At 64.6% G+C, this 12,608-nt stretch carries 4 protein-coding genes, 1 tRNA gene and 3 rRNA genes; 1 reads left to right on the top strand and 7 read right to left on the bottom strand.

Going from position 1 to position 12,608, the window contains the following annotated elements; genetic code table 11:
• Window positions 1-95: 95 nt before the first annotated feature.
• Window positions 96-2,756: a SpoIIE family protein phosphatase gene (locus AB6L24_RS34305; protein WP_405661900.1), complete on the top strand. Its 2,661-nt coding sequence runs from the start codon at window positions 96-98 to the stop codon at window positions 2,754-2,756.
• A gap of 91 nt (window positions 2,757-2,847) precedes the next feature.
• Here AB6L24_RS34305 and AB6L24_RS34300 read toward each other — a convergent pair.
• From AB6L24_RS34300 to dapA, 7 genes are all read right to left on the bottom strand, one after another.
• A tRNA-Thr gene (locus AB6L24_RS34300) sits at window positions 2,848-2,920 on the bottom strand.
• Between the two features lie 108 nt (window positions 2,921-3,028).
• On the bottom strand, window positions 3,029-3,688 hold the full coding sequence (locus tag AB6L24_RS34295; protein ID WP_405663530.1) for a DegT/DnrJ/EryC1/StrS family aminotransferase: 660 nt from the start codon (window positions 3,686-3,688) through the stop codon (window positions 3,029-3,031).
• Between the two features lie 117 nt (window positions 3,689-3,805).
• Window positions 3,806-3,922: ribosomal RNA gene (rrf, locus tag AB6L24_RS34290) — 5S ribosomal RNA — on the bottom strand.
• Window positions 3,923-4,011: 89 nt separating this feature from the next.
• Window positions 4,012-7,134: ribosomal RNA gene (locus AB6L24_RS34285) — 23S ribosomal RNA — on the bottom strand.
• Window positions 7,135-7,439: 305 nt separating this feature from the next.
• Window positions 7,440-8,965, bottom strand: a 16S ribosomal RNA gene (locus AB6L24_RS34280).
• Together the 16S, 23S and 5S rRNA genes form the textbook arrangement of a ribosomal RNA operon.
• 555 nt (window positions 8,966-9,520) lie before the next feature.
• Window positions 9,521-11,206, bottom strand: a complete 1,686-nt coding sequence (locus AB6L24_RS34275; protein ID WP_030363224.1) for a ribonuclease J — start codon at window positions 11,204-11,206, stop codon at window positions 9,521-9,523.
• A gap of 129 nt (window positions 11,207-11,335) precedes the next feature.
• Window positions 11,336-12,235, bottom strand: a complete 900-nt coding sequence (gene dapA / locus AB6L24_RS34270) for a 4-hydroxy-tetrahydrodipicolinate synthase (protein ID WP_405661898.1) — start codon at window positions 12,233-12,235, stop codon at window positions 11,336-11,338.
• Between the last annotated feature and the right edge of the window lie 373 nt (window positions 12,236-12,608).

Below are 12,608 nucleotides of genomic sequence, written 5' to 3'. Positions count from 1 at the left end.
AAGTAACCTGGCATCCGGCTGTCCAACCACCCCGGTCCTGCCCGGCCAGGGCGGTGGCACACATAAACAGCGGGCATCGGAGGGGCGGCCGCACCATGGGACTGCAGATTCCCGGGGGACAACGGACGAGGAGCTCTGTGATCACCGCGCGCGCGGCTGCGACTTTCGAACCCGTGGGGCGTTCCGTCGCGACGGCCCGTTCGTTCGTCAGAGACACCCTCCAGGGCTGGGGGTTCTCCGACATCGTCGACGACGCGGTCGTGCTGACCAGTGAACTCGTCACGAACGCCGTCGTCCACGCGGGCACAGCCGCCGACGTCCTGTGTCTGCGCACCGAGGACGCCGTCCGCATCGAGGTCTCCGACCACTATCCCGAGCGTGAGATCCCCCTCCAGAGCTCCCCCGCTACCATGGGCAGCCCCGACCGCGAGGGCGGCCGCGGCCTCCAGCTCTGCGCCGCGCTCGCCACCCGCTGGGGCGTCGACTACACCTCGACCCACAAGCAGGTCTGGTTCCAACTCGACCTGCCCGACCGCCCCGTCGGCACCCGCGCCGCGGGCCCCGCCCTCCCGGCCGACCTCCTCCCGATCACCGACGGCCGCGTCCGTGTCGCCGTCGTCCAGATCGACCGCGCGGGCGCCATCTCCGCCTGGAACGAGGACGCCGAGGAACTCTTCGGGTACGTCGCCGAACAGGTCACCGGCAAGCCCCTCACCGACTTCGCCGCCTGGCCGCACACCCCCGGCACCAGCACCGGCATCGCCGACGCCCTCCGGCTCTCCCGCTGGGAGGGCAGCTACGGCATCCGCGACTCCGGCGGCCGCGTCATCCCCGTCTACGCCTCCCACCTGCGCGTGCGCGACACCGACGGCGACCCCTCCACGGTCTGTCTGCTCGTCCGCGACGACGAGCGCGCCGTCCTGCAGACCCCGCTGCGCGGCCCCTCCCCCGAGCCCGGCACCCTCAGCGAGCCGCGCGCCGCCGACCCCTTCGAGGTCTTCATCGGCTCCCCCGCGCCGGAGGACCTGGACGGCCTCCTGCAGCGCACGGTCGAGCGCGCCCGCGACATGCTCGACGGCGACGCGGCCTTCCTGCTCCTGGCCACGGACGACGAGACGGAGCTGGAGGTCCGCGCCTCCACGGGCCTGCCGTCGGCCCGCCAGCGCTTCGCCCGCGTCCCCGTGGAGGCGGGCCCCGGCCGGTACGGCTCAGCGCGCCTACCGGCCGTCCATGAGGACCTCACGGTGGTCCCAGGCGCAGTCCCGCTGCTCAACAGCACCGGCATGCGCTCGGTCGTCACGGTCCCGCTGAAGGTCGAGGGCCGCCTCACGGGCTCGCTCGGTGTCGCCGCCGAGGCCCCGGACCGGTACTCGAACGAAGAGGCCCTGCGCCTGCAGTTCGCCGCCGACCGCATCGCCCTCGCCGTGGAGTCGGCCCGCCTCGGCGAGCTGGAGCGCCTGCGCCGCGGCTCCCTCTCCTTCCTCGTGGAGGCCTCCGACCTGCTCGCGGGCACCCTGGACCGTGACCAGACCCTGGCCCTCATGGCCCAGATGACCGTCCCGACGCTCGCCACGTGGTGCGCCGTCTACACGATCGCCGACCAGGCCTCGGAGCCGTACCTCTCGTACGTCCTGCACGAGGACGAGGAGCGCATCGACGGCCTCAAGGCGCTCCTCACGAAGGTCGCCCCGCCGGACCCGGTCCCGACCCCCGGCGCCCGCGTCTGGACGGCCCCTTCCGACGCCGCGCACCAGGCGGCCCTGCGCACGTCGATGCGCAACCTCGGCCTCGGCGAGCCGATGTCGGTCGGCACGGGCATCGGCACGACCCTGTCGACGGCCTCCGCGGTGGGCGGCGAGACCGTCGTCCTGCCCCTGGTGGCCCGCAACCGCGTCATCGGCATGCTGGTGCTCGGCAAGCCGTCCGACGAGCACTTCCGCCAGGAGATCCTGGAGCTCGCCGAGGACCTGTCCCGCCGTGCCGCCCTGGCCCTGGACAACGCCCGCCTGTACTCGGAGCGCATGGCGATCAGCCAGTCCCTCCAGCGCAGCCTGCTCCCGCCCGGCCTGCCCCAGGTCCCCGGCGTGGAGGTGGAGGTCATCTACCGCGCGGCCGGCGAGGGCAACGAGGTCGGCGGTGACTTCTACGACCTCTTCCCGATCCGCGACGGCGCGTACGGCTTCGCGATCGGCGACGTCTGCGGCACGGGCCCGGAGGCCGCCGCGGTCACGGGCCTGGCCCGGCACGCCCTGCGCCTCCTCGCCCGCGAGGGCTTCGGCGGCCCCGCGGTCCTGGAGCGCCTGAACGCCGCGATCCTCGACGAGGGCGCCCGCAGCCGCTTCCTGACGCTCCTGTACGGCGAGTTGTGGCCCCAGGAGGACGGCTCGGCGGTCCTGAAGATCGTCTGCGCCGGCCATCCCCTGCCGCTGCGCCTGCGCCAGGACGGCACGGTCGAGCCGTATGCGGAGCCGCAGCCCCTGCTCGGCGTCATGGACGACCTGGAGCTGTACGAGCAGACGGTGACTCTGGATCCCGGGGACGTCCTGCTGTGCGTCACGGACGGCGTGACGGAGCGCCGCGAGGGCACGCGCATGCTGGGGGACGACGGTCTCGCCGATGTCCTGACGACGTGCACGGGTCTCACGGCGGGCGCGGTGGCGGCCCGCATCATGCGCGCGGTGGAGCGCTTCGCTTCGGACGCCCCGTCGGACGACATGGCGATCCTGGCGATGCGCGTGCCGGGCCTCGACGACTGACCGCCGTGTGCCCCCTCCCGAGAAGGGGGCACACAACGAAGAAGGCCACCGTCCCCAGGACGATGGCCTTCTCTCATTCCTTCAATCTCTGAGCCCCCAAGCGGAATCGAACCGCTGACCTTCTCCTTACCATGGAGACGCTCTACCGACTGAGCTATAGGGGCCAGTTGCGTTCTGCGCGGTTTCCCGCGCGGCAACGAAATAAATCATACCCGAACATCGGGCGCCTCAGAACCGCCGTCTCCTCGGGCGCAGAGGAAACCTGGCCGGATTCAGAACGCGGGCTGGAGCAGTCCGCCGAGGGCGTTGCACGCCGACACGATCCGCTGGAGTTCCCGTCGCGTCAACGAGGCGTCCACGGGCAGCGCGAGCGTCTCGTCGGCGGCCCTTTCGGTCTGCGGCAGTTCCACGTCCCGCCAGTACTTCGGCGTCCGGTGCAACGGCGTCTTCACGGGTACGCGGCAGTCAACTCCCCTGGCCCGTACGGCGCGCGCGAACGCGTCGCGGTCCGGCCGCCCGTTCCCGGGCACCCGCACGACGTACTGGTGGCTGTGGGCGGCTCCTCGGGCCGGCGTTATCACTCCGGTGAGGCGCCCATTCAGATACGAGGCGTACGCCTGCCGCTGCGCCATCCCGTCATGGGGCGCGTCCGGCTCGGCGTGCTCCAGTACGAGGAGCGCGTGCCGTTGTCCGACAGCGTGGAGCCCGGCGATGTCCGCCTGGTTCCCGAAGCGGTGGACGGCGACCACGGCGGCCGTTCGGGGGGTGACGACGGCGTCGACGGCCGCGGGGTCGAGGCAGTACGTCCGCGGGTCGATGTCCGCGAACACGGGCATGGCGCCCGCGAGCACGGCGGCCTCGGCCACTTCGGCGTTCCCGTAGGCGGGGACGATGACCTCGTCTCCGCTACCGACTCCTGCGGCTCGCAGCATCGCAAGTGTTCCCATGTCGCGGATGTTGGTCGCGCAACGTGAACGGGGAGTAACGCGCAACAAAAAAGAGCTGGTCCCTGAACCGAAGTTCAGGGACCAGCTCTTTTATCAAATTTAGTTCGGCGGCGTCCTACTCTCCCACAGGGTCCCCCCTGCAGTACCATCGGCGCTGTAAGGCTTAGCTTCCGGGTTCGGAATGTAACCGGGCGTTTCCCTCACGCTATGACCACCGAAACACTATGAAACTATCAACCGCACCATGCCGTGACCATGGCATGGGGTTGTTCGTGGTTTCAGAACCAACACAGTGGACGCGAGCAACTGAGGACAAGCCCTCGGCCTATTAGTACCAGTCAACTCCACCCCTTACAGGGCTTCCATATCTGGCCTATCAACCCAGTCGTCTACTGGGAGCCTTAACCCCTCAAAGGGGGTGGGAGTCCTCATCTCGAAGCAGGCTTCCCGCTTAGATGCTTTCAGCGGTTATCCTTTCCGAACGTAGCCAACCAGCCATGCCCTTGGCAGGACAACTGGCACACCAGAGGTTCGTCCGTCCCGGTCCTCTCGTACTAGGGACAGCCCTTCTCAAGACTCCTACGCGCACAGCGGATAGGGACCGAACTGTCTCACGACGTTCTAAACCCAGCTCGCGTACCGCTTTAATGGGCGAACAGCCCAACCCTTGGGACCGACTCCAGCCCCAGGATGCGACGAGCCGACATCGAGGTGCCAAACCATCCCGTCGATATGGACTCTTGGGGAAGATCAGCCTGTTATCCCCGGGGTACCTTTTATCCGTTGAGCGACGGCGCTTCCACAAGCCACCGCCGGATCACTAGTCCCGACTTTCGTCCCTGCTCGACCCGTCAGTCTCACAGTCAAGCTCCCTTGTGCACTTACACTCAACACCTGATTACCAACCAGGCTGAGGGAACCTTTGGGCGCCTCCGTTACCCTTTGGGAGGCAACCGCCCCAGTTAAACTACCCATCAGACACTGTCCCTGATCCGGATCACGGACCCAGGTTAGACATCCAGCACGACCAGAGTGGTATTTCAACGACGACTCCACGAACACTGGCGTGCCCGCTTCACAGTCTCCCACCTATCCTACACAAGCCGAACCGAACACCAATATCAAACTGTAGTAAAGGTCCCGGGGTCTTTCCGTCCTGCTGCGCGAAACGAGCATCTTTACTCGTAGTGCAATTTCACCGGGCCTATGGTTGAGACAGTCGAGAAGTCGTTACGCCATTCGTGCAGGTCGGAACTTACCCGACAAGGAATTTCGCTACCTTAGGATGGTTATAGTTACCACCGCCGTTTACTGGCGCTTAAGTTCTCAGCTTCGCCACCCCGAAGAGTGACTAACCGGTCCCCTTAACGTTCCAGCACCGGGCAGGCGTCAGTCCGTATACATCGCCTTACGGCTTCGCACGGACCTGTGTTTTTAGTAAACAGTCGCTTCTCGCTGGTCTCTGCGGCCACCCCCAGCTCAGACCGTAAAGATCATCACCAGGTGTGGCCCCCCTTCTCCCGAAGTTACGGGGGCATTTTGCCGAGTTCCTTAACCATAGTTCACCCGAACGCCTCGGTATTCTCTACCTGACCACCTGAGTCGGTTTAGGGTACGGGCCGCCATGAAACTCGCTAGAGGCTTTTCTCGACAGCATAGGATCATCCACTTCACCACAATCGGCTCGGCATCAGGTCTCACCCTCATGAACGACGGATTTGCCTATCGTTCGGGCTACACCCTTACCCCGGGACAACCACCGCCCGGGCTGGACTACCTTCCTGCGTCACCCCATCACTCACCTACTACCAGATCGGGCCGGCGGCTCCACCACTCCCCTCAACTCCGAAGAGATCAGGGCGGCTTCACGGCCTTAGCATCACTGGATTCGATGTTTGACGCTTCACAGCGGGTACCGGAATATCAACCGGTTATCCATCGACTACGCCTGTCGGCCTCGCCTTAGGTCCCGACTTACCCTGGGCAGATCAGCTTGACCCAGGAACCCTTAGTCAATCGGCGCACACGTTTCTCACGTATGTATCGCTACTCATGCCTGCATTCTCACTCGTGAACCGTCCACCACTGCCTTCCGGCGCAGCTTCACCCGGCACACGACGCTCCCCTACCCATCCCAGCCGCCGTTGGGCGTATATGCTGGAATGACACGACTTCGGCGGTACGCTTGAGCCCCGCTACATTGTCGGCGCGGAATCACTAGACCAGTGAGCTATTACGCACTCTTTCAAGGGTGGCTGCTTCTAAGCCAACCTCCTGGTTGTCTCTGCGACTCCACATCCTTTCCCACTTAGCGTACGCTTAGGGGCCTTAGTCGATGCTCTGGGCTGTTTCCCTCTCGACCATGGAGCTTATCCCCCACAGTCTCACTGCCGCGCTCTCACTTACCGGCATTCGGAGTTTGGCTAAGGTCAGTAACCCGGTAGGGCCCATCGCCTATCCAGTGCTCTACCTCCGGCAAGAAACACACGACGCTGCACCTAAATGCATTTCGGGGAGAACCAGCTATCACGGAGTTTGATTGGCCTTTCACCCCTAACCACAGGTCATCCCCCAGGTTTTCAACCCTGGTGGGTTCGGCCCTCCACGAAGTCTTACCTCCGCTTCAGCCTGCCCATGGCTAGATCACTCCGCTTCGGGTCTTGAGCGCGCTACTAAAACGCCCTATTCGGACTCGCTTTCGCTACGGCTTCCCCACACGGGTTAACCTCGCAACACACCGCAAACTCGCAGGCTCATTCTTCAAAAGGCACGCAGTCACGACTACACAGCAAGCTGCATAGCGACGCTCCCACGGCTTGTAGGCACACGGTTTCAGGTACTATTTCACTCCGCTCCCGCGGTACTTTTCACCATTCCCTCACGGTACTATCCGCTATCGGTCACCAGGGAATATTTAGGCTTAACGGGTGGTCCCGCCAGATTCACACGGGATTTCTCGGGCCCCGTGCTACTTGGGTGTCTCACAAGCAAGCCGCTGACGTTTCGACTACGGGGGTCTTACCCTCTACGCCGGACCTTTCGCATGTCCTTCGCCTACATCAACGGTTTCTGACTCGCCGACCGGCCGGCAGACCGGTCAAGTGAGATCCCACAACCCCGTATACGCAACCCCTGCCGGGTCTCACACGCATACGGTTTGGCCTCATCCAGTTTCGCTCGCCACTACTCCCGGAATCACGGTTGTTTTCTCTTCCTGCGGGTACTGAGATGTTTCACTTCCCCGCGTTCCCTCCACACTGCCTATGTGTTCAGCAGCGGGTGACAGCCCATGACGACTGCCGGGTTTCCCCATTCGGAAACCCCCGGATCAAAGCCTGGTTGACGACTCCCCGGGGACTATCGTGGCCTCCCACGTCCTTCATCGGTTCCTGGTGCCAAGGCATCCACCGTGCGCCCTTAAAAACTTGGCCACAGATGCTCGCGTCCACTGTGCAGTTCTCAAACAACGACCAACCACCCATCACACACCGCGCAAACGCAGTGCTGCACTGGGGTCGGCATTGAGGTCAGGAACAAGTCCGTACCCTCAGATACCCAACAGCGTGCCCGACACCCTTACCCTCTCCATCTCGCTTTCCACGCCGAAGCAGTACTTGCGACCAGATCAGGTCAAGTGTGCCGAGTAGTCAACGTTCCACCCATGAGCAACCAGCATCAGACGTTCGCTGATGTTCTGGCCTCTGACCGAGCGAACTCGGTTAGAAGTGCTCCTTAGAAAGGAGGTGATCCAGCCGCACCTTCCGGTACGGCTACCTTGTTACGACTTCGTCCCAATCGCCAGTCCCACCTTCGACAGCTCCCTCCCGCAAGGGGTTGGGCCACCGGCTTCGGGTGTTACCGACTTTCGTGACGTGACGGGCGGTGTGTACAAGGCCCGGGAACGTATTCACCGCAGCAATGCTGATCTGCGATTACTAGCGACTCCGACTTCATGGGGTCGAGTTGCAGACCCCAATCCGAACTGAGACCGGCTTTTTGAGATTCGCTCCACCTCGCGGTATCGCAGCTCATTGTACCGGCCATTGTAGCACGTGTGCAGCCCAAGACATAAGGGGCATGATGACTTGACGTCGTCCCCACCTTCCTCCGAGTTGACCCCGGCGGTCTCCCGTGAGTCCCCAACACCCCGAAGGGCTTGCTGGCAACACGGGACAAGGGTTGCGCTCGTTGCGGGACTTAACCCAACATCTCACGACACGAGCTGACGACAGCCATGCACCACCTGTACACCGACCACAAGGGGGCGACCATCTCTGGCCGTTTCCGGTGTATGTCAAGCCTTGGTAAGGTTCTTCGCGTTGCGTCGAATTAAGCCACATGCTCCGCCGCTTGTGCGGGCCCCCGTCAATTCCTTTGAGTTTTAGCCTTGCGGCCGTACTCCCCAGGCGGGGCACTTAATGCGTTAGCTGCGGCACGGACAACGTGGAATGTTGCCCACACCTAGTGCCCACCGTTTACGGCGTGGACTACCAGGGTATCTAATCCTGTTCGCTCCCCACGCTTTCGCTCCTCAGCGTCAGTATCGGCCCAGAGATCCGCCTTCGCCACCGGTGTTCCTCCTGATATCTGCGCATTTCACCGCTACACCAGGAATTCCGATCTCCCCTACCGAACTCTAGCCTGCCCGTATCGACTGCAGACCCGGGGTTAAGCCCCGGGCTTTCACAACCGACGTGACAAGCCGCCTACGAGCTCTTTACGCCCAATAATTCCGGACAACGCTTGCGCCCTACGTATTACCGCGGCTGCTGGCACGTAGTTAGCCGGCGCTTCTTCTGCAGGTACCGTCACTTTCGCTTCTTCCCTGCTGAAAGAGGTTTACAACCCGAAGGCCGTCATCCCTCACGCGGCGTCGCTGCATCAGGCTTTCGCCCATTGTGCAATATTCCCCACTGCTGCCTCCCGTAGGAGTCTGGGCCGTGTCTCAGTCCCAGTGTGGCCGGTCGCCCTCTCAGGCCGGCTACCCGTCGTCGCCTTGGTGAGCCACTACCTCACCAACAAGCTGATAGGCCGCGGGCTCATCCTGCACCGCCGGAGCTTTCAATCCCCTCCCATGCGAGAGGGGGTGTTATCCGGTATTAGACCCCGTTTCCAGGGCTTGTCCCAGAGTGCAGGGCAGATTGCCCACGTGTTACTCACCCGTTCGCCACTAATCCACCCCGAAGGGCTTCATCGTTCGACTTGCATGTGTTAAGCACGCCGCCAGCGTTCGTCCTGAGCCAGGATCAAACTCTCCGTGAATGTGTACCGGTAATCCGGTTCAACACCACGAGAGCGGAACCAGGAGAGGAATAATCCCCCGGTTCACAGCGTCCTCGCTGTGCGCCTACCCCTAAGGGGCAGGACTTTTTCAAAGGAACCTCAACTCACCGGAGTGAGTCGGGGTATCAACATATCTGGCGTTGACTTTTGGCACGCTGTTGAGTTCTCAAGGAACGGACGCTTCCTTTGTACTCACCCGCAGAACATTCTCTGGGGCTTTCCTCCGGGCGCTTCCCTTCGGTGTTTCTTTTGTTCTTGCGTTTCCGACTCTATCAGATCTTTCCGGCTTCCCGTTCCGATCCGATTTCCTCGGTGCTTTCCAGGTCTTCGCTTTCGCGTTTCCCTTTCCGGCGGCTCCGACTTTATCAGAGATTCTGAGTCGGAATTTCCGCCCCGTCCGAGTCGGCCTCCGGCACGACTGTGCGCGGCGCTTCCCCGTCTGGCGGAGCCGTAAACGTACTGGAGCGGGGCGCCCCGATGCAAATCGAGGCGCCCCGCTCCAGGAGACCGGTGGTCAGACCGGTCGGGCGACCGTCAGACCTCGACGACGACCGGCAGGATCATCGGGCGGCGGCGGTAGTTGTCCGACACCCACTTGCCCAGCGTGCGGCGGATGAGCTGCTGCAGCTGGTGGGGTTCGACGACGCCGTCCTGGGCCGACTTCTCGAGGACTTCCTGGACCTTCGGGATGACGGCGTTGAACGCCGAGTCCTCGATGCCGGAGCCGCGGGCCTGGACGTGCGGGCCGCCGGTGATCTTCCCGGTGGAGGAGTCGACCACCACGAACACCGAGATGATGCCCTCGTCCCCGAGGATCTTGCGGTCCTTCAGGGCGGGCTCGCCCACGTCACCGACGGAGAGCCCGTCGACGTACACGTACCCCGCCTGGACCTTGCCGACGATCTTGGCCTTGCCCGCGACGAGGTCGACCACGACGCCGTCCTCGGCGATGACGATGCGGTCGTGCGGGACGCCGGTGAGGGCGCCGAGCTCGGCGTTGGCGCGCAGGTGGCGCCATTCGCCGTGGACCGGCATCAGGTTCTTCGGCTTGCAGATGTTGTAGAAGTACAGCAGCTCGCCGGCCGAGGCGTGGCCCGAGACGTGCACCTTGGCGTTGCCCTTGTGGACGACGTTGGCGCCCCAGCGGGTCAGGCCGTTGATGACGCGGTAGACCGCGTTCTCGTTGCCCGGGATGAGCGATGACGCCAGGATCACCGTGTCGCCCGAGACGATGCGGATCTGGTGGTCCCGGTTGGCCATGCGGGAGAGCGCGGCCATCGGCTCGCCCTGGGAGCCCGTGCAGACCAGGACGACCTCGTGGTCCGGCAGGTCGTCGAGGGTCTTGACGTCGACGACCAGGCCCGGCGGGACCTTCAGATAGCCGAGGTCACGGGCGATGCCCATGTTGCGGACCATGGAGCGGCCGACGAAGGCGACCCGGCGGCCGTACTCGTGCGCCGCGTCGAGGATCTGCTGGATGCGGTGCACATGGCTGGCGAAGCTGGCCACGATGATCCGCTTGCGGGCGCCCGCGAAGACCTGGCGGAGCACGTTCGAGATGTCGCGCTCCGGCGGGACGAAGCCCGGGACCTCGGCGTTCGTCGAGTCGGAGAGAAGAAGGTCGATGCCCTCCTCGCTCAGGCGCGCGAAGGCGTGCAGGTCGGTCAGGCGACGGTCCAGCGGGAGCTGGTCCATCTTGAAGTCACCGGTGTGCACCACCATGCCCGCGGGCGTGCGGATGGCGACCGCGAGCGCGTCCGGGATGGAGTGGTTGACCGCGACGAACTCGCAGTCGAAGGGACCGACGCGCTCGCGGTGGCCCTCGGCGACCTCGAGCGTGTAGGGCCGGATGCGGTGCTCCTGGAGCTTGGCCTCGATCAGGGCGAGGGTCAGCTTGGAGCCGATCAGCGGGATGTCCGGCTTCTCGCGCAGGAGATAGGGGACACCGCCGATGTGGTCCTCGTGGCCGTGCGTGAGGACGATGCCCTCGATGTCGTCGAGGCGGTCCCGGATGGACGTGAAGTCCGGCAGGATCAGGTCGATTCCGGGCTGCTCCTCCTCGGGGAAGAGCACTCCGCAGTCGACGATCAGGAGACGCCCGTCGTACTCGAAGACGGTCATGTTGCGGCCGATCTCGCCGAGGCCGCCCAGCGGGGTGACCCGCAGGCCGCCCTTCGGGAGCTTCGGCGGGGCGCCGAGTTCAGGATGCGGATGACTCAAAAGACTCTCCTCACCACACACGCCACGTACCTCCGGGGCACGTGGCGCGCATGACGTTCGTGCAGTAGCAGTTGTGTGGGTGCAGGCATGTGGCCTGCGGTGTTGCCTATTCAGTTGTGAAGTCTGTGGTTAAAGCTGTACCCCACCGGCGGCAAGATCGATCTTGAGCTGGGCCGTCTCCTCGGGTGAGAGCTCGACCAGCGGCAGGCGCAGCGGTCCGCCGGGGCGGCCCTGCAGGGCGAGCGCCGCCTTGGTGGTGATCACACCCTGCGTACGGAACATGCCCGTGAAGACCGGGAGCAGCTTCTGGTGGATCTCGGTGGCCTTCTGGACGTCCCCGCTGGTGTGGGCGTCGATCATGGCGCGCAGCTCCGGCGTGACGACATGGCTGACGACGGAGACGAAGCCGCAGGCGCCGACCGAGAGCAGCGGCAGGTTGAGCATGTCGTCGCCGGAGTACCAGGCGAGGCCGGAGCGGGCGATGGCCCAGCTGGCGCGGCCGAGGTCGCCCTTGGCGTCCTTGTTGGCGACGATACGCGGGTGCTCGGCGAGGCGCACGATCGTTTCGGTGTTGATCGGTACGCCGCTGCGGCCCGGGATGTCGTAGAGCATCACCGGCAGCTCGGTGGCGTCGGCGATCGCCGTGAAGTGCCGGAAGAGGCCCTCCTGCGGGGGCTTGTTGTAGTACGGCGTGACGGTGAGCAGGCCGTGTGCGCCGGCGCTCTCGGCCGCGCGGGCCAGTTCGATGCTGTGCCGGGTGTCGTTCGTGCCGACTCCGGCCACGACGTGGGCGCGGTCTCCGACGGCGTCCACCACCGCGCGTACCAGCTCTGCTTTCTCCGCGTCGCTGGTGGTCGGGGACTCGCCCGTGGTGCCGTTGACGATCAGGCCGTCGTTGCCTGCGTCCACCAGGTGGGCGGCGAGCTGGCGCGCGCCGTCGAGGTCGAGTGCGCCGTCCGCCGTGAAGGGCGTGACCATGGCGGTGAGGACCCTCCCGAAGGGGGTCTGCGGAGTGGAGGTCGGAGCCATGGGTAACACGCTACTCGCTGCTCAGCACGGGGTCGCCCCTCGGGTGACGCACAGGGCCTGACACGGGAGGAGCCCGGCACTGCCTGCTCGGGGGTTCAAGCAGTGCCGGGTCCGTTTGATCAGGCTAGATGAACTTCTAGAAATGCCGCAATACGGACACTTCGCTCGGGCCATCCGCACATACGTGCCTCAAGACGCCGCGTGTCCGCGCCTCGTGACGCCGATCGTCGGCCTCGTGCGCGGTCGCGCGCTCCGGTTCAGGGAGCGACGGCGGGAGGTCTCCTCGAAGGTGCGTCTTCGGGTGGCCCGGGGTGCACGACAAAGGGCCGTCAGCTGCCCGTCCGCACAATCTTCGGCGAATTTGCCGATACAG

Origin of the sequence: Streptomyces sp. RK9, from assembly GCF_045070545.1 — a bacterium.
GTDB lineage: Bacteria > Actinomycetota > Actinomycetes > Streptomycetales > Streptomycetaceae > Streptomyces > Streptomyces alboflavus.
Note: the sequence above shows the minus strand (reverse complement) of the source record. Positions and strands in the feature narration are given on the sequence as shown.

What these genes read in the sequence shown, in the direction of transcription:
- AB6L24_RS34305 (WP_405661900.1), top strand. Translation starts at nt 96, where the DNA reads ATGGGACTGCAGATTCCCGGGGGACAACGGACGAGGAGCTCTGTGATC.
- AB6L24_RS34295 (WP_405663530.1), bottom strand. Translation starts at nt 3,688, where the DNA reads ATGCTGCGAGCCGCAGGAGTCGGTAGCGGAGACGAGGTCATCGTCCCC.
- dapA (WP_405661898.1), bottom strand. Translation starts at nt 12,235, where the DNA reads ATGGCTCCGACCTCCACTCCGCAGACCCCCTTCGGGAGGGTCCTCACC.